General features: G+C 60.4%; 17 protein-coding genes. 5 read left to right on the forward strand and 12 right to left on the reverse strand.

Translation table 11 applies throughout. From position 1 onward, the window contains the following. Positions 1–142: 142 nt before the first annotated feature. Positions 143–1,054: an arabinose operon transcriptional regulator AraC gene (gene araC / locus ACW5XD_RS08270; protein ID WP_456494470.1), complete on the forward strand. Its 912-nt coding sequence runs from the start codon at positions 143–145 to the stop codon at positions 1,052–1,054. Positions 1,055–1,149: 95 nt separating this feature from the next. On the opposite strand, the gene ACW5XD_RS08275 is transcribed toward araC, so the two are convergent. Continuing rightward, on the reverse strand, positions 1,150–2,055 hold the full coding sequence (locus ACW5XD_RS08275; RefSeq protein ID WP_456494471.1) for a LysR family transcriptional regulator: 906 nt from the start codon (positions 2,053–2,055) through the stop codon (positions 1,150–1,152). A 123-nt stretch (positions 2,056–2,178) separates the two neighbouring features. On the opposite strand from ACW5XD_RS08275, the gene ACW5XD_RS08280 reads away from it, so the two are divergent. Beyond that, on the forward strand, positions 2,179–3,045 hold the full coding sequence (locus ACW5XD_RS08280; RefSeq protein WP_456494472.1) for a pirin family protein: 867 nt from the start codon (positions 2,179–2,181) through the stop codon (positions 3,043–3,045). Positions 3,046–3,095: 50 nt separating this feature from the next. On the opposite strand, the gene ykgO is transcribed toward ACW5XD_RS08280, so the two are convergent. Next, positions 3,096–3,221: a type B 50S ribosomal protein L36 gene (ykgO, locus tag ACW5XD_RS08285; RefSeq protein WP_005300174.1), complete on the reverse strand. Its 126-nt coding sequence runs from the start codon at positions 3,219–3,221 to the stop codon at positions 3,096–3,098. Continuing rightward, the gene (locus ACW5XD_RS08290; protein ID WP_017409631.1) at positions 3,218–3,487 is read right to left on the reverse strand and encodes a type B 50S ribosomal protein L31; all 270 of its coding nucleotides are present in this window, start codon (positions 3,485–3,487) and stop codon (positions 3,218–3,220) included. Before ACW5XD_RS08290 ends, ykgO begins: the two co-directional genes overlap by 4 nt. A gap of 277 nt (positions 3,488–3,764) precedes the next feature. On the opposite strand from ACW5XD_RS08290, the gene ACW5XD_RS08295 reads away from it, so the two are divergent. Then, positions 3,765–4,013, forward strand: a complete 249-nt coding sequence (locus ACW5XD_RS08295) for a DinI family protein (RefSeq protein ID WP_021140432.1) — start codon at positions 3,765–3,767, stop codon at positions 4,011–4,013. 150 nt (positions 4,014–4,163) lie between these two features. Here the strand turns inward: ACW5XD_RS08295 and ACW5XD_RS08300 are convergent, their stop codons facing one another. From ACW5XD_RS08300 to dcuC, 5 genes are all read right to left on the reverse strand, one after another. Then, the gene (locus ACW5XD_RS08300) at positions 4,164–4,931 is read right to left on the reverse strand and encodes a DUF2927 domain-containing protein (protein WP_456494527.1); all 768 of its coding nucleotides are present in this window, start codon (positions 4,929–4,931) and stop codon (positions 4,164–4,166) included. Between the two features lie 82 nt (positions 4,932–5,013). Next, complete coding sequence (locus ACW5XD_RS08305) at positions 5,014–5,517, reverse strand: M48 family metallopeptidase (protein WP_005310875.1); 504 nt, start codon at positions 5,515–5,517, stop codon at positions 5,014–5,016. Between the two features lie 149 nt (positions 5,518–5,666). Continuing rightward, positions 5,667–7,310, reverse strand: a complete 1,644-nt coding sequence (locus ACW5XD_RS08310; RefSeq protein WP_456494473.1) for a hypothetical protein — start codon at positions 7,308–7,310, stop codon at positions 5,667–5,669. Positions 7,311–7,490: 180 nt separating this feature from the next. Next, positions 7,491–9,152, reverse strand: coding sequence for a bifunctional metallophosphatase/5'-nucleotidase (locus tag ACW5XD_RS08315; RefSeq protein ID WP_456494474.1), 1,662 nt, complete (start codon positions 9,150–9,152; stop codon positions 7,491–7,493). A 147-nt stretch (positions 9,153–9,299) separates the two neighbouring features. Then, positions 9,300–10,652 (reverse strand): anaerobic C4-dicarboxylate transporter DcuC, encoded by a 1,353-nt coding sequence (dcuC, locus tag ACW5XD_RS08320; RefSeq protein WP_456494475.1) that lies wholly within the window; start codon positions 10,650–10,652, stop codon positions 9,300–9,302. Positions 10,653–10,988: 336 nt separating this feature from the next. Between dcuC and ACW5XD_RS08325 the strand changes: the two genes are divergently transcribed. After that, on the forward strand, positions 10,989–11,588 hold the full coding sequence (locus ACW5XD_RS08325) for a DUF922 domain-containing Zn-dependent protease (RefSeq protein ID WP_456494476.1): 600 nt from the start codon (positions 10,989–10,991) through the stop codon (positions 11,586–11,588). A gap of 88 nt (positions 11,589–11,676) precedes the next feature. Here ACW5XD_RS08325 and mnmC read toward each other — a convergent pair whose 3' ends face one another. Further along, a complete protein-coding gene (mnmC, locus tag ACW5XD_RS08330; protein ID WP_456494477.1) occupies positions 11,677–13,695 on the reverse strand; it encodes a bifunctional tRNA (5-methylaminomethyl-2-thiouridine)(34)-methyltransferase MnmD/FAD-dependent 5-carboxymethylaminomethyl-2-thiouridine(34) oxidoreductase MnmC in 2,019 nt (672 codons plus the stop codon). A gap of 90 nt (positions 13,696–13,785) precedes the next feature. Here mnmC and fabB point away from each other — a divergent pair, with 90 nt between their 5' ends. Continuing rightward, positions 13,786–14,997 (forward strand): beta-ketoacyl-ACP synthase I, encoded by a 1,212-nt coding sequence (fabB, locus tag ACW5XD_RS08335; RefSeq protein WP_456494478.1) that lies wholly within the window; start codon positions 13,786–13,788, stop codon positions 14,995–14,997. A gap of 62 nt (positions 14,998–15,059) precedes the next feature. On the opposite strand, the gene ACW5XD_RS08340 is transcribed toward fabB, so the two are convergent. From ACW5XD_RS08340 to ACW5XD_RS08350, 3 genes are all read right to left on the reverse strand, one after another. Next, complete coding sequence (locus ACW5XD_RS08340; protein WP_456494528.1) at positions 15,060–15,554, reverse strand: GNAT family N-acetyltransferase; 495 nt, start codon at positions 15,552–15,554, stop codon at positions 15,060–15,062. Positions 15,555–15,674: 120 nt separating this feature from the next. After that, positions 15,675–15,995 carry a DUF4377 domain-containing protein gene (locus ACW5XD_RS08345; protein WP_456494479.1) on the reverse strand — a complete coding sequence of 107 codons (321 nt, stop codon included), beginning with the start codon at positions 15,993–15,995 and terminating at the stop codon, positions 15,675–15,677. A 93-nt stretch (positions 15,996–16,088) separates the two neighbouring features. Continuing rightward, complete coding sequence (locus tag ACW5XD_RS08350; protein WP_456494480.1) at positions 16,089–17,375, reverse strand: citrate synthase; 1,287 nt, start codon at positions 17,373–17,375, stop codon at positions 16,089–16,091. Between the last annotated feature and the right edge of the window lie 408 nt (positions 17,376–17,783).

Below are 17,783 nucleotides of genomic sequence, written 5' to 3' on the forward strand. Positions count from 1 at the left end.
CCTCCAACCGATGCAGGCCCGCAGAACGCGGGCCTGCTTGCCGGTAACCCCATGACGCAAGGCCCATGCCATTGTGAGCCAGTTCAACAATTTCACACGACGCTGACCGCCAGATAGCGCGTTCCCAAGGTGAGTCTTTACAATGGCCCAAGCCGATTTTTTTACCCAAGCGCTGTTTTCCGCCATGTCCTCGATGCAAAAAGAGAAACCGAAACAACTCAACCCCCTGTTGCCGGGCTATGCCTTCGACGTCTTCCTGGTCTCGGGCATGACCCCCATAGAGCAGGGGAGTGCACTCGACTTCATCATCGACCGCCCCCTGGGCATGAAGGGCTTTATCGTCAATCTGACCATCAGGGGCAAGGGGCAGATCTTTCAGGGGGATCAGGCCTTCACCGTGGAGCCCGGTGACCTGCTGCTGTTCCCGCCGGCGGCCGTGCACTATTACGGCCGGGCGCCGGATGCACGGGAGTGGTATCACCGCTGGGTCTATTTCCGGCCGCGGGCCTATTGGGCCGACTGGCTCAAGTGGCCGCAGGTGACGGAGCGGGTGGGACGTCTGCAACTGGCGGACAACCAGTTGCTCGCCGAATTTGACGCCCTGTTCCTCGATATCGAAGAGACCCATCAGCAGCTCAGACCCATGTCGGAACAGCTGGCCATGAACCTGCTGGAGCGGCTGCTCATTCGCTGCTACGAGGCCTCATCCCTCAGTGCCTACCCCACCATCGACCACAGGGTTCACCAGGCGTGCCAGATCTTAAGTGAATCGCTCTGCGCCGAGATCTCGGTGGAGGCGCTGGCGGAGCAGGTGTTCTTGTCCCCCTCACGGCTGGCGCACCTGTTTCGCGAGCAGGTGGGGGTGAGCATAGTGCGCTGGCGCGAGGATCAACGGATCATGCGAGCCAAGCTGCTGCTGCAGACCACTCCCATGTCGGTGGCCACCATAGGTCAGCAGGTGGGATATGACGATCAGCTCTACTTCTCGCGGGTGTTTCGAAAGCGGGTGGGGGTCAGTCCCACCGAATACCGCAAATGCGCCACCCCGCTGTGACGACCTTTGCTTGATGGTGCTGACCGTTTCGCCTCATGAACTACAGCCGCATAACGGTGCGGCCGTCGGGGGATGAGGTGGTGCTTCCCGTTCCGTCACTCCTCATCAATGGCGGCGAAGCGCTTCACCAGATAGTCGATCAGCGCCCGCACCGAGGGGAGCAGGCCGCGCCGGGAGGGGAAGACGGCGTGGATGATCTCGGGCCTTGGCTCCCATTCGGGCACCACTTGCACCAGCTCACCGGCGGCCAGCTGTTCCCGCACCATCAATAGCGGCAACTGGGCCACGCCGACCCCGGCCAGGGCGGCGCTGCGCAGTGCCACCATGTCTGTGGTCACGAAACGGGGCTGGTGGACGATACTGGCATGGGCATCATCCGGCCCGAACAGCGACCAGTGATGGCTCTGCTGCAAGGTGCCCAACCGCATGCTGGGCCAGCCGTTCAGCTCGGAAGGGGTGGCGGGAAACCCATGTTGTGCTATGAGTGCCGGGCTCGCCACCAAGCACTGCCTGCGATCCGCCAGCACCCTTATCACCAGCTCGCTGTCTTGCAGCGGCGGCGGCCTGACCCGGATCGCCACATCCACCCCTTCTGCGATGAGATCCACCCGCCGGTTTGTTCCCTCCAGCTGCACGCTGACCTGCGGATGGTGCGCCATGAAATCCGCCAGCATGGGGCCGACATGGGTGTGCAGCAAGGCGATGGGGCAGCTCAGGCGGATCAGGCCGCAGGGCTCGGCGCGGGTCACCTCGATGGCGGTTTGCGCTGCCTCGGCTTCCACCAGCATCGCCTTGCAGTGCTCGTAATAGGTGCGGCCCAGCTCGGTCACAGCGAATTGGCGAGTCGAGCGCTGGATCAGGCGCACGCCGAGCCGCTCTTCGAGCAGTGCTATGCGGCGGCTGAGCCGGGATTTCGGCATACCGATGGCCCGTCCGGCGGGGGCAAAGCCGCCGTGATCCACCGCCTGGACGAAGTAGTAGAGGTCGTTCAGATCCTGCATAGGGTGCTCTCATCGTTCCAAAAATAGGACGCTGATGCCCAATTTAGCAGTCTATCCACCTGTTCGTCTCGAAACTATGCTGTCTCCAGTGTTCAATTCCACCGGATATGTCAGGAGCGACAGATGAAAAAGATCCTCGGCGTCTACAGCGCCCCCCGTCCTCACTGGGTAGGCGACGGCTTTCCCGTACGCTCCCTCTTTTCGTACAGCAGCCACGGCAAGCAGCTGAGTCCCTTCCTGCTGCTCGACTATGCCGGCCCGGCCAATTTCACGCCGACCAGCCAGCCGCGCGGCGTGGGTCAGCATCCCCATCGCGGCTTCGAGACGGTGACCATCGTCTACAAGGGCGAAGTGGCGCACCGGGATTCGACCGGTCAGGGCGGCGTGATTGGCCCCGGCGATGTGCAGTGGATGACCGCCGGTGCCGGCATCCTGCACGAGGAGTTTCACGCACCGGCCTTCAGCGAGTCGGGCGGTGAGCTCGAGATGGTGCAGCTGTGGGTGAACCTGCCCAGCTGGCACAAAATGACGCCGCCCGGCTATCAGGCCATCTTCGATCGCGACATTCCAACGGTGACACTGGCCAGCGGCGCGGGCTTGGTACGGGTCATCGCCGGGGAGTTTGAGGGGCACAGCGGCCCGGCTCGTACCTTCAGTCCGCTGTATGTCTGGGATCTGCGGCTGGTGCAGGGTAGCGTCAGCACACTCGAGTTGCCCGAAGGCTGGACCGGCGCGCTTGTCGTGTTGAAGGGGACTGTGCAGGTCAACGGCAGTGCCATCGCCCGGGAGGCGCAGATGGTGGTGCTGGACAGGGCCGGACGGCAGGTCATGATCGAGGCAAACAGCGAGGCCGTGGTGCTGCTGCTCAGCGGTGAGCCCATCGAGGAGCCCATAGTGGGTCACGGTCCCTTCGTGATGAACAGCCATGAGGAGATAGTGCAGGCCATCGATGACTTCAACAGCGGCAGATTTGGCCTGATGCCGGAGTGATCAATTAACAAGGCCCTCGCATGAGGGCCTTGTTTTTATTGCGCCATGGGTCAGCGCTGGCGAGCCTTGAATCTGGGGTTGCTCTTGCAGATAACGAACAGCTTGCCGCGGCGGCGGACAATCTGGCAATCCGGGTGGCGCGACTTGGCTGATTTCAGGGAGGAGAGCACTTTCATGACTTGTCTTTTCCTTTGTTGAAGAATTGGCCAAAACGCTGGCCGAAGCGGGCGACCTGACCTTCCTTGCTGACCTGCTTCTGCTTGCCGGTGTAGAAGGGGTGTGATGCGCTGGAGACATCCAGGGTCACATAGGGATAGGTGTTACCGTCTTCCCACAATTTGGTGCGATCTGTCTTGAGGGTGGAGCCCACCAGAAAATAGGTATTGGCGGTCAGGTCGTGGAACAGCACCTGGCGGTACTCGGGGTGTATGTCGGGACGCATGATACTCGCTCGATGAATTGATATGTTATCTTATAACAATTAAATCATGCTCCTGTTGAGAATGAATATCAACAAATTTTTGGAATGACACTGAGGGTCCGGGCTGGCATAGAGGCAAAACCGGCTGGCATGCACTGCCGGGGAGCGGGGAAACCCGGTTATCTGCCGTGTCGCTGCGACTTTGATTGAAGGCCTGTCTGGGGAAGCAGATAATGCCCCCTTTACTTTTGATTTTTACTGTATAAAAATACAGGTATAAATCATGGAGACTTATCCTATGCGTCTGGAAATCATCATCGACAAGAAACATCAGATCCCTACCACCACCATGGAGGCGCTGCGTCAGGAGTTGCTCAAGCAGTTGGGCGAGAAATTCCCCGACCTGCATGTGCGGGTCGCGCCGGGCGGCGCCATGGCGATGACGGTCAGCCGTGCCAGCAAGGAAGACAAGGAGCTGGCAGAGGCCATGGTGCAGGAGGTGTGGGAGAACGCCGACAGCTGGATGCCGGAAAACGCCGCCTCCTGAGGCTCTCTGGCAGCCGCGTGAGTCGTGTATGGCAGGTGCCAGCAAGACTCAATCCGGATCAAAAAAAACGCAGCCATGAGCTGCGTTTTTCGTTTCTGACTACTCGGGGATTGGCCTGTTCATGCGTGCAGGAAGGGGGGAGTCTGCGCCTTACAACCCAGCCCAGCGTTTGAGGCTGTTGACCTGCACTCGCTGATCGGCCTGGGCGATGTCGCCATTGGCGCGCAGCGCCTTGATGGCCTCGGGCAGGGCGGCGCGCACCTCGGTGGCCGTCATGCCGGCATGCAGGTCGGGGTGATAGGCGAGCTTGAGCAGCACATAGTCGAGCCCGGTCGGGAAGCTGTCGATGCTGTTGTCGTTGAAGATGGAGGGAAATACCTTGTCCGAGTCGTTGGGGAGGCCCATCACCTGAGTGAGCTCCTCCACCACGCAATCGAGAAAACGCCCCTTGGCCCGGCTGTAATCCACCGGAATGATGATGGTGGCGCGGGCTATCTCATGGCGGGCATTGGTGGCGAAATTGGCCATGCACAGCCCCTCCTTGAGCGCCGTCTTGATGGAGGCATCCTGGCCCATGGTCCGGCTGGCCCAGCTCGCCATCTGCGAGCGCTGGGTCATGATCAGGGTGATGTTGGCTTTGTCGTTCACCAGCGAGATGGGACGACCCATGATGCTGGCCAGATGCTGGCTCTGGATCTTGACCACCTCGGCCTGCAGCGGCTTGTCGCCAAATTCGTTGATGAGTTTGAGACGAATGGGTTGCTGCCAGCGGGAGAAGCGTACTCCCTGCTCGTGGCCATATTCCCGTTTCATGGCGATTTCGAAGAAGCTCTGTGTCAGATAAGCATCGCTCTGCCAGCGTTCGGTGGCGAGCAGGGGAAGCGGCGGAAGCAGCATCACCAGGCCCCACACACCCATCAAGCAGCCCTTGAATGTGCGAACAGGGGGCGACAGCGGATGGCGCAATGGGCCCATGTTTCCTCCTTGAAACGGCAATCGATCAGCGCGCGGCGCGCTCAAGATCGCGCCAGGTGAGCCAGAGCCTGAGATCAAACTCCAGTTGATGATAGTCTGGCTCCATGTGCTGACAGAGCTGGTAGAAGGCCTTGTTGTGATCCTTCTCCTTCAGGTGGGCCAGCTCGTGCACCACTATCATCTTCAGGAAGGCGGGGTGAGCCTCCTTGAACAGGGCGGCGATGCGGATCTCGTTCTTGGCCTTGAGCTTGTTGCCCTGCACCCGACTGACATAGGTGTGCAGGCCGAGGGCATCCTTGATCACGTTGATCTTGCCATCGAAGATCACCTTGGACAGCGGCGCCGAGCTTTTCAGATAGCGGTTCTTCAACTCCATGGTGTAACCCAGCAGCGCCTTGTCACTCTGGATCAGGTGGCTGTCCGGGTAGCGTTTTTCCAGCATGTCGCCCAGCTTGCCGGCCGCGATCAGCTGTTGTACCTGGGCCTTGAGCGGGTCCGGGTAGCCCCCGAGATAGGTCAGTTCCACCATGGTTTGTCACTCGTCACATCCAAAAAGAGCGCCATTGTAGTCATCCCGCGTCGGCTTGGGTAGGGCTTGCTCCCTTCCCGGTGGTGTTCGTCCAAGCAAAAGGGCCGTCATTGCTCACAATGACGGCCCTTGCTGGCAATGGTGCGGGATCAGCGCCTGCGATAGAGACCCGGGTCAACCTCTTCATACTGGCTCACCAGATATTGATAGAAGGCGAGGCTGGAAGGGGAGCTCGGTTTTTTCAGCTCGTCGGCAATTCGCTCCGGCTTGGCGATGATGAACTTGGGGCTCTGGCGCTTGATGTCGGCCAGCACACGTTCACGCACGTCGTAGGGCGGATTGACGTTGGCAAAGAAGAGGTAGGCGGAGGCCGGCTGGCGATCGGTCCACAGATAATATTGCGGCTGTATGCCATCGACCCAAATCTTGTCGGTCGGGCCGGTTTCGGCCTTGATCCGATCGACCCGCACCTGGGCCGGCGGGTTGAACGGCCTGCCCTTCAGGCTGCCTTCCCAGGCGTTGTTGAGCAGCAGGGCCAGCATGGCCAGCGAGGCGAGCCAGGGGGTGGCACTGCGTACATCCCAAGCGCGCCACAGGGGTACCAGGATCAGCACTGGCAGGGCCCACAGCAGGCTGTTGCCGAGCACTTCCCGTACCCGCTCCAGCGACCACTCCTTGGTGCTCCAGCCGTAACCGAGCTGTTGGGCCAGCAGCCAGCTGGCGGTCAGCACCACCAGCGAGATGCAGAGCAGGCCGAGGCCATCGGCCTGCTGTTCGCTGCGATCCAGCAGGCAGGCGAGTGGCAGCAGGGCCAGCGGCAGATAGAGCACGTCGTAGTGATCGAACACATGACCGGAGACGGAGTTGGCGATCAGGGTAAACACCACGCCAAACAGGGTGGCGCACAGGGCGGGCAGATACCACTCTTGCCGCCGGCCCATCATCAGTATGATGAAGGCGGGCAGCAGCATGATGAGGCCGGTGCGCAGCAGGCCGACACTGCCCACATCCGGCGAGAAGCCGTTGCCGTAACTGCCCTCGAAGAAGATGTCGAAGGCGTAATACTTGAATTCGGCCAGCAGGTTGTAGTGCTGGAAGTAGGCGAACAGGGGGCCGCCTATCAGGGCCAGTCCCAGCAGGCTGGAGAAGAGCAGAGCGAAGGCGCAGCGCCACTGTTCGCGCAGGCACCAGTGGCAGAACAGCACCAGATACCAGGCGCCCCAGAAGGCGCCGTTGTTGGTGCGCATCCAGGCCACGATGGCGAAGGTCAGCGCCGCCACTAGGGCCGGTCCCCAACTGAATCGCTTGTCCAGCAGCATGGTGATGAAGGCCCATTGGGCGAGGAGGGCCAGATGGAAGGTCCAGTCCTCGGTCATGTTGCCGTAGTAATAACGGGTGCTGTAGAGCGCCAGTACCGCCAGCATGGTGCCGAGGCGGGCGCGCAGCGAGAGGCCGAGCTGGCCGAATGCCTGCCAGCTGGCCAGCAGACCGAGCCAGCAGAGCGCCCACTCCAGCAGCCAGATCCCGAAGAAGCCGGCCAGGTTGTAACCGAGTGCATCGAGGGCAAATATCATGGGGCCCTTGATGTCGATCATGTCCCGGTAAAGCACGCCCCCCTCACTCCACATCTTGCCCATGACAGCGAACAATGATGCATCGAAGCCGGGGGCCATGCCATGAAACAGCGGGTTGCGCAGGCAAAACAGCAAGGCCAGCAGACCGGTGAGCAGGATCACCAGTGGCCTAAGGCCCGGATTGACACGAGGAGGAGTAAAACGGATGACATGATTCATGGGTGACCTGTTCCTGCTGGGAAGTCTGAAAGCGGGCCTATCTTGCCGAGCCTGACTGCGCTATGCAATGGGCGAGGGAGATGAGCTGGAAATAATTTGCAAAAGTGCCGCCTTCTGGCAAGAAAAGCGGCACTTTTTATGACAAACGCGGCAGAAGCGGTGGCCTGAGTCCCCCAAGGGTCACGACACGATGCCAGGGCCCTGATACGCCAGCAGCGGCGGCATGACACTCAGCTCGGGCAGATAGCGGGCCCAGCGGATGAAAGCATCGGCCAGCGTGATGCCGAGCTCCTGATTGTGCTGGGTCAGGGTGCGGGCCAGCGCCGTGTAGCCCTCCTTGCCGGAGGCGGTATAGGCGCTTGATACCCCCCGATAGATGGCATCTGCCTCGACCGGCTGCCACTGACCTGGGCTTGCCTCCCACTCCAGCCGGGTGATCCTGGCCCCCTTGGGCTTGTCTGCCTGGTAGCTGAAACGAACCCCGGCAGTATAAGGGAAGCTGCCGCTGCCATTGCCCGTCACGCCGTTGTTGGTGGCGTTGTCGATGGCTCCTTCCAGTGCTTCTGCCAGTTCATGGCCGTGCACCCGATAGAGGGTGAGCGGAATGGCGAACGGCAGCAGGCGACCGGCGATGTCCGCCTCGCTCAAGGGGCCGGGTTCGAGGGAGCAGCGCACCCCCCCCGCGTTGTGCAGGGCGAAATCCACCTGACCGACCTGCTCGCGGGCGCCGGTCAGCATGGCGTGGGCTACCAGGGGGGCAACCTGGCTGCCGGCGAGCAAATTGGCATCGGGCAGGCGCTGATGGTGCAGCGGCCCGGCGAGCCGGGTCACGATGCGCTGGGTCATTGTCTCGAGCTCGGGCCGGTAGCGCTTGGCCAGATGCAGCTCAAGTGCGGGAGCCGGCTCGCAGAAGTGCAGTCCGGCGGGCGGCTCAGAGTCAAACGGCCAGGGTTGCCAAGGCAACCACTCCAGCTGGCCCTGGCTGCGCCGCACCCGGCCGCCTGCGTCAAATTCCAGCTCGCATACCCCGAGGCAGAGGGCGCTGTGGGCCGCGTGCAATATGGCGACGTCGTTTACCATCAGCGGATAGCTGCCGTCGCTCTCGAGCCCGAGCGGAGCCAGATCCCCCAGCTGACTGTGGGTGTGGCCGCCTATGATGAGGCTGAGTTCGGGAAAGCGGGCCGCCAGACGCTTGTCCTGCTCCAGTCCCAGGTGGCTCAGCAAGATGATGTGGTGGATGCCTTCGGCCTTGATGTCGCTGATCGCGGCGACCAGCGTCTCCTCGATGCCGTGAAAATGGGTACAGGCGTCCGGGTTGGCGATGGCGGCCATCTGCGGCAGCGTGATGCCGAGCAGGGCGAAGGGTACTCCGTTTATGATGCGCTTGTGCCAAGGGCGGCTGGCATCATGCAGCATGGGCAGACCCCTCAGTCGCAACGGGGTATCGGCCGGTTCCTGACTGCTGTCCAGATTGGCTGCCAGCACTGGGAAGTCGAGCTGGCGCAAAAACTCCACCAGAGGACCGTTGCCCAGATCGAACTCGTGATTGCCGATCACCATGGCATCCGGTTGCAGCAGGCTCAGCAGATCGGCGTTGGCTCGCCCCTTGAAACGGTTGAAATAGAGCGAGCCCTGGAAGGTGTCGCCGCCGTGCAGGAACAGGCAGGTCTGACCCGCCGCGTCAGCCTGCTGACGCAGGGCGGTGAGCCGGGAAAGGATGCGGGCATAGCCGCCACACTGGGTGCGCCACTCGGACTCGCCAACGGGGGAGAAGCGCATGGGCGCGCCATCGAAATGGGAGTGGCAGTCACTGAAATGGGCAAGTTGAACCGTAATACTCATTTCGGTCCTCCTTAGAGAAAAAAAGAGCCCAGAGTCTACTCCAAGCTCGGGGGAAGATACCAGCCCGGCAGGACGCCGGGCTGGTGAGGAAAGCGCCAAATCAGGCGGGGGCCCGGGTCAGGCTCCCCCGCAGGTTCAGGTCGAATGTCAGGCGGGGACCATGATCTGGGTGGCGAGGATCACCACTACCAGGCCGACGGCAACCGGCACCGAGGTGCGCTTGACCACCTCGAACGGGGAGAGATTGCCCATGCCCGCACAGGCGACCACCACGCCGGAAACCGGGGATATGGTACGACCCAGGTTGGAGGCCTGCAGCATGGGGATGACCAGATAGGCGGGATTGACGCCGAGGCTGGTGGCCAGATGCGGGATCAGCTCCACGAAGGCGTAGAAGGGGGCGTTGCCGGAACCCGTGGTAAAGGCGGCCAGGGTGGTGATGACCACCAGTACCAGCATGATGACGATGCCGCCGGTGCCAAAGCTCTGTGCCAGATCCAGGAGGTTGGCGATGAAGCCGAGCCCCATCAGACCCTGGGCAAACACACCGGCACCCACCAGCAGCATGACCACGCCGGCAAAGGCGTCAGCCATGCTACGCCAGCACACCTGCAGACCGTCGAGCAACGCCTTGCCATCGCGCTTGCGCAGCAGTTCCAGCAGGGCAGCCAGCACCAGACAGATGACGATGATGGTCACTATGTCGAGCTTGGGACCCAGTTTTCCGTCAAACAGCAGCACGCCTATGATGGGGGTGAACGGCAGTATGGCGTAGAAGCCGGGGGCGTCCGTGATGAGATCGCTCGGGGCGACAGGCTCGTTGTGCTCGCCCGATTTCTGATCCAGATAGCGCTGCCAGAAGAAGTGGGTCACCGCCATGGCGGCGATGGCCACCAGCGAGATGGGCAGGGTCAGCTTGAAGGCAAAGTCGAGCAGCTCCATGTTGGCGGCCTGGGCGGCCATCACCACATCCCCGGAGGTGGGCGCCAGAATGATGGCTGCCGGGGAGGCGCACACCGCCGCCGCCGCGCCACGGGAGATGCCCATGTTGACCATCAGCGGGAACAGGGTGGCCATCAGCAGCACGCCGAGGCCGGTTGCCGAACTCACCGCCAGCGACATGGCGCAGGCCACCAGATAGGCGGCGACCAGCAGTATGTAGGGGGACTTGATGATGCCGAGCGGCTTGCTGGCCAGCTTCACCAGTATGGTGTTGGCGCCAATGTGGCTCATGTAACCGGCGAAGCCGCACAGCACCATGATCAGCATGCCAAGGCCACCACCACGATCCACCAGCAGGAAGCGCACATATTCAAAGACGTCGGTGGCCACATGACCGGTGGAGGTGACGCTGGCAGGCAGTACGGCTTTGCCCATCAGGGCGGTAATGGTCAGCAGCAGCAGACCGCCACTGAGCAGCACCCCGGTGGCCGAGTAGCCCTTGAAGATGTAGCGACCCACGGCCAGAGTGACCAGGGTGCCAATAAGGAGTTCCATCATAGAGTGAGTTCCTGAGTACGAAATGAGGGTGGATACATTTTTGGCGTCAACTTGGGGGTTAATCTGGCCAATGACGAACTGTATCAACATAAAACTCGGCGATTATTATCCAATAAGGATTAAGCCACCATGATGTCCATCATCACTTGTGATCTTGCTTGCAAATCAATGAAGGCGCGGGGTTGCGACTTGTCAACCTGACACTTAGGCTTTGTGACGGGAGTAGGTGACAGTCGCGGGGATCGCGGTTAATCTCCTGCTTCGAGTATTAATACGTTGATTATTAATTAAAATAACACCCCGGTCATCAACGAGGTCAAGGCAGCAGAAATGGGAATGGTCAGCAAAGTTTTCATGGTGGCAGCCTTGCTGTATGCCGCCACGGCAGGGGCCGAAAGTTCCCGTTATACCGGTATCAAGGTCGAGCCTGACATCAAGGTCGACTTTCAGTTTTACCGGGTTTTTGGCGCGGATGTCGCCAGCGTAGCCCGCCAGATAGTAAAACAGGGAAAGGCCCAGGCCAGAGGCCATATCGGCATGGCCAGCTACCAACTTTCCTGGCAGTTGCAGACCCGCCCCGAGGCCGATCGCTGTGCGCTGGAGCAGGTCAGGGTCACCACCCGGATCAAGGTGATGGTGCCAAACTGGATGGACAAAGCCAAAGCCACCGCCGCCGAGCGTCAGAAGTGGGACAAGCTGGTGGCCGCCATGTTCGATTACGAGAGCCGCCACAAGGACATCTTGCTGGAGAGCGTCAGCCAGCTTGGCATCCAGTTGGCACAACTGCCGGTGGAGCGCAATTGCGCCGCCCTGCAATATCAAGCCTGGCAACAGGGGCAGGGGGTGCTGGCCAGCTCGCGCGATCGTTTCGCCCGGTTGCAGCAGCAGACGGATCACGGTCGCAAACTGGGGCTGATCTGGCCCAAGGGCATCTAGCACGTCGGCCAGCATTGCCAGAGATAAAAACGGGCTCCCGATGGGGAGCCCGTTTTTATTAGAGTGGCGTCGCCAACCGGGCTGGCGGTCAGTTGAGGGGTTTGCCCTTGAGCAACTTGCGCACCCAGTAGCGCGCCGGATGGAGCGCTTCCAGCAGATCGACGGGCAGAGGCAGGGGATCGCCACAAATTTCGCTGGCCAGCAGCTCGCCGCAGAGCGGCGCCGAGCAAAGGCCCCGCGAGCCCAGCGCCCCCAGCACATACAGACCGGGATGCAGCGGCAGCGGCGCTGCGTTTTGTTGATCACGCTGAAGCTGGGCGTAGTGATCCGTCAGGCTTGCCAATCTGGCGATTGGCCCCACCACCGGCAGATGATCCCGGCTGGCACAGCGCACGCCCACCCGCGCCTCATTGCCACTGATATCGACTTCGGCTGGCCAGGTCTGCTGCGGCAGGCAGGCTTGCAGCCGCGCCTGGTTCTGAGCCTGCTCTTCGGCACTGAATGCGAGGGTGCTCTGGTTGCGGCCATAGCTGGCCCCGATGCAGTGCTGGCCGTGGTGGGCCGGGGTGAGGTAGCCATCGTAACAGAGCACCGTCTTGAGCTGGCTCAGGGGGGTGGTGGTTGGTACATGGCTCACCTGGCCGCGCACCGGATAGAGCGGCAGCTCGGCAAAGGGGATCAGGGCGGGCAGCTGGTGACCGGCGGCCACCACCAGGGTGGGTGCCTGCCACTGACGGCCCGTGTCGCTCTCCACCCGCCAGCCATCCGCTCGCTCATCAATGGTCGTGATGGGGGCGCCGTATTCGACCTGCAGCAGGCCGCTGGCCTGCGCCTCCTTGATGGCCGCGCGGGTGAAATCGGCCGGACAGAGCCAGCCTCCCAGCGGATAACTGACCCCTGCATGACCCGAGGGCAGACCGCATTCGCGTTTGGCTTCTGTGATCGAAAGAGCGTGCATCAGCTCGGGCGGGAAGGCGCCCTGATTCATCTTGATGAGCTTGGCGGTGGATTTGTCGTCATAGCCAAGCTGTACCACACCGCACAACTCAAAGGCGATGGGATGGTGCTCGGCCAGCGCCAGCAACCGCTGGCGCGCATAGCCAAAGGCCAGTGAATAGAAGCGCGACAGCGCATCGTGCTCGCCATTGAGCAAAGGATAGAGCGCGCCCTGCCGGTTGCCGGAGGCGCCGGTGGCAAGCTCGCGGCCTTCGCACAGCAGGGTCACCTTGCGACCGCGCTCCACCAGCGAGAGCGCCGTCATGGCCGAGGCGATGCCACCGCCGATGATCAGTACCTCGCCGATCCGTCCGTTTGGTCTTGCATACCAAGGGACTATGGTGCGTTGCGGTGTCTTGTCTCTCCGCTCACCCACCAGCATGGCCCACTTGCTGCCATGGCCCTTGACTTTCTTCATGGCAAATCCGGCTGCCATCAGGCCACGGCGAACAAAGCCGGCGCAGGTAAAGGTGGATATGGTTGCGGTGGGGCGAGCAAGGCGGGCGAGGCCGTCGAACAAGTCTTGCGTCCACATCTCGGGATTTTTTGCCGGTGCGAATCCATCCAGATACCAGGTATCCACCAGTCCTTGCTCCCCATGAGGCACCTGCGGCAACATATCCTTGATGTCGCCAAACCAGAGATCGAGCCGGATACGGCCCTTGGCAAACAGCAGGCGATGGCATCCCGGGATCGGCAGCGGCCACTGGGCGATGAGATCCTCACTCAAGGAAGCAAGCTCGGGCCAGGCTGCCAGCGCCTTGCTCAGATCGCGCTGGGTGAGGGGGTATTTCTCGAAGCTGATGAAGTGCAGATGGGCGTCGTTGCCGGTTTGGGGCGCCTGTTCCAGGAAGGCGGCCATTGTCGCCAGAAAGTTAAGGCCTGTGCCGAAACCTGTTTCACCTATCACGAAACTGTCACTATCGTGGTGCGAAAATCGCGCTGGCAACCGATTTTGCTGCAAAAAGACGTAGCGGGTTTCACTTAGACCGTTATCATTGGAAAAGTACACATCCCCGAACTCACTGGAGACTGGAGTTCCCGCTTCATTCCAGTCCAATCGGGCATGATGTAAGGATGTTTGACTCACGTTTTCCTCTGCTCGCGTCATAAGAACGCGGGCATTCTACGTGAAAGCAGACCAGTTTGGCAGCCGAAAGCGGGTAGACTTGGCGCCAGTTTTTCCAGACGAGATGAATTAATGAGAAGAGCAGTGATCACCGGTATCGGCGTCATCTCCAGTATCGGCAACAACAAGGAAGAAGTGCTGGCCTCCCTGAAAGCAGGTAAATCCGGCATCACCTATTCCGAGCAGTTCGAGCAGCACAATCTGCGAAGCCGTGTCTGGGGTAACATCAAACTCGAGCCGTCTGAACTGATCGACCGTAAAGTCATGCGTTTCATGGGTGACGCTGCGGCCTATGCCTATCTCTCCATGCAACAGGCCATCGATGATGCCGGTCTGCAGGAAGATCAGGTCTCCAACGAGCGTACCGGCCTGGTGGTCGGTTCCGGTGGTGCCTCCGGCAAGAACACCTCAGAGTCCTGCGATATTGCCCGCGAAAAAGGCGTCAAGCGGGTGGGCCCCTACATGGTGCCGCGCACCATGTCTTCCACCACCTCCGCTTGCCTGGCCACACCGTTCAAGATCAAGGGTGTCAACTACTCCATCAGCTCCGCCTGCGCCACCTCTGCTCACTGCATCGGTCACGCCATGGAGCTGATCCAGCTGGGCAAGCAGGATGTGGTCTTCGCCGGTGGCGGTGAAGAGCTGGACTGGTCCTCCACCATACAGTTCGACGCCATGGGCGCCCTGTCCACCAAGTACAACGATACCCCGGAAAAAGCGTCCCGTACCTATGACGCAGACCGCGATGGTTTCGTCATCTCCGGTGGTGGTGGCATTCTGGTGATCGAAGAGCTGGAACATGCGCTGGCTCGTGGTGCTCACATCTATGCCGAGCTGACCGGTTACGGAGCCACCTCCGATGGCTACGACATGGTCGCCCCGAGCGGTGAAGGCGCCGTGCGTTGTATGAAGATGGCGATGCAGGGTGTTGGCAAGGTGGATTACATCAACACTCATGGCACCTCTACCCCAGTTGGTGACACCAAGGAGCTGGAAGCCATCCAGACCCTGTTTGGCACCAAGGGTCCCAAGATCTCCGCCACCAAGGCGATGACTGGCCATGCACTGGGCGCCGCCGGCGTGCACGAGGCCGTCTACTCCCTGCTGATGATGGAGCATGGTTTTATCGCCCCCAGCATCAACATCGAGACTCTGGATGAGAAGGCCGAAGGTTTGCCCATCGTACGCGAGTACGAAGAGGCGGATCTCAATACCGTCATGTCCAACAGCTTCGGCTTTGGCGGTACCAACGCATCCCTGGTATTCAGCAAGTTCAAGGCTTGATGAGTCGATGATGTGAAAAAAGGCGCCGCAAGGCGCCTTTTTTATTGGCAATCGGGCACCCCTCAGGCGGGGTCGGTCAAGGGCAGCCGCATATAGACGGCGCCCTCGCCGTACTCGTCCAACGATTTGGGGGTGTTGGCGGGCACAAAGCCCTGCTTGCGCCAGAAGGCCGGCGCATCCTGTACCGCCACCAGACCGGCATGCGTGTAGCCCTCATCGTTGGCAAAGGCGAGGGCGGTCTCCAGCAGCCGCTGGTCAATGCCCTTGCCGCGCGCCTGCGCTGATACAGCCAGATCGTGCAGATAGAACTCGTCGTTCCCTGCCAGCATCTGCATGGAGACCGAGAGGGAGGGGGGCTGGTGGGCACGCCAGGGATGGCAGAGCAGATAGCCCAGCACCTTGCCCTGATATTCGGCTACCCAACAGCAGTCGGGAGCCAGTTCGGCCTTGTTGCTCATGACCTCGAGGGGTTCAGGGTCCAGCTGATGATAACACTCATCCTGAATGGCCATGATGGCGGGCCAGTCATTGGCCCGGGTAGTGCGGATCTGGATCATAGTCATGAGGCATCGCTGCCTGGGTACGCTGATTAAATAAGGTGTGCGTCAGCCAGCGTACCAGAATGTGACCATGAACTGAACGGTAATCTCCAAACGATACCCTTTGTAAAGGGCCTCTTAACGAGCAGCCTGCTTGCTGACCAGCTTGATCAGGCGATAACGCAGGGAAGAGGCGTCCGCCGGCACATTGGTGAGCTGCTCCTTGCTGACGGTCAGCTGGTACTGGTAGCCGGGTTCAAACTGAAAGCCTTCTATCTGCTGATAGAACAGGCTCCAAGGCTGCTGCTCGTCGTTGCGAACCTGCATGCACTGCATGGGGCCGACACCGACGCAGTCGACCAGCTGGCTGTTGATGTAGAGGGTTTCCCCCTGTGACGGGGTCGGTGCGCTCTGACAGGCGGTGAGCAACAGGGCGGCGCTGATGAACATTGGTCTCATGATGGACTCCTTCTGATCGAAAGGGGCATTAGAGCGGCAATTAAAAAGGCGGTCAATGACCGCCTTGGTAACAAACCATGTCGATTCAGCGCATCAACGCTGCTCGAGCGGGGTGAACTCACGCTGCGGCATACCGGTGTAGAGCTGGCGCGGACGGCCAATCTTCTGATCCGGATCCGAGTGCATTTCGTTCCAGTGGGCAATCCAGCCGATGGTACGGGAGATGGCGAAGATCACGGTGAACATGGACATGGGGATGCCGATGGCCTTCATGATGATGCCGGAGTAGAAGTCCACGTTCGGGTAGAGCTTCTTCTCGATGAAGTAGGGGTCGGAGAGCGCGATGCGCTCCAGCTCCATGGCCACGTCCAGCAGCGGATCCTTGATCTGCAGCTCGGTCAGTACCTCGTGACAGGTTTCGCGCATCACGGTGGCACGGGGATCGTGGTTCTTGTAGACCCGGTGACCGAAGCCCATCAGACGGAACGGATCGTTCTTGTCCTTGGCCTTGGCGATGAACTCGGGGATGCGCTCCACAGAGCCTATCTCTTCGAGCATCTTGAGGCAGGCTTCGTTGGCGCCACCATGAGCCGGGCCCCACAGGGAGGCGATCCCGGCGGCGATGCAGGCAAACGGGTTGGCACCGGAGGAGCCGGCCAGACGCACGGTGGAGGTAGAGGCGTTCTGTTCGTGATCCGCATGCAGGGTGAAGATGCGGTCCATGGCGCGTTCGACGATGGGGTTGACCTTGTACTCTTCGGTCGGCACGCCAAACATCATGTGCAGGAAGTTGCCGGCATAGGAGAGGGCGTTACGCGGCTGCATGAACGGCTGACCGATGGAGTACTTGTAGCACATGGCGGCCAGGGTCGGCATCTTGGAGAGCAGCCGGAAGGCACAGATTTCGCGATGCTCTTCGTTGTTGATGTCGAGCGCATCGTGATAGAAGGCGGACAACGCACTGACCACGCCACACATGATTGCCATGGGGTGGGAGTCACGACGGAAGCCGCGGAAGAAGAAGGCGATCTGCTCATGCACCATGGTATGGCGGGTGACCAGACGGTCGAACTCGGTGTACTGCGCCTTGGTAGGCGCTTCGCCGTACAGCAGTATGTAACAGACTTCAAGGTAGCTGGCCTGGGTGGCCAACTGGGCGATGGGGTAACCACGGTGCAGCAAGACACCCTGATCGCCATCGATATAGGTAATGGATGATTTACAAGCACCGGTGGCCATAAAACCGGGGTCAAAGGTGAAGTACCCTTGCGCGCCCAATTTTCTGACGTCAATCACGTCGGGTCCGACAGTCCCCGACAGGATCGGTAGTTCTACCGGGTCTTTACCGGGCAGATGTAGGGTGGCTATCTTATCAGCCATAGCACGTCTCCTTTGCTCTTTTATAATTTGATTCCAGCTCTACTTTATTACGAGTTTGATGACGCTGGCAAAGGTTCTGACCCGTACCAGGGCGGCTGGAGCGCCTTATTTGAAACAGAGTTCAGGGGCGTTGTCAATTTTGCTGGATGATCATTAACGAGTTGTTAAATGAGTTGTGAGATCTGGTTTACGGTTTTGGGTTTTCTTTGTAGCTAATTGATTGTCATTGGTTAAGCCCGCCGATATACTGCGCCTCGTGGGTGATGGCTGTCGGTGTTTGAAACGCTTGCGCAAAGTCGGATGCGATATTGAAAATGTTGTTTTTGGCTTTTCTGAGTCGTTTTGGTAACAAAAAACCAACAAACGCCACTCCATGCCCTCATAAGCGTGTAAAAACAATAACTAACG

It is taken from the genome of Aeromonas enterica, assembly GCF_054052465.1.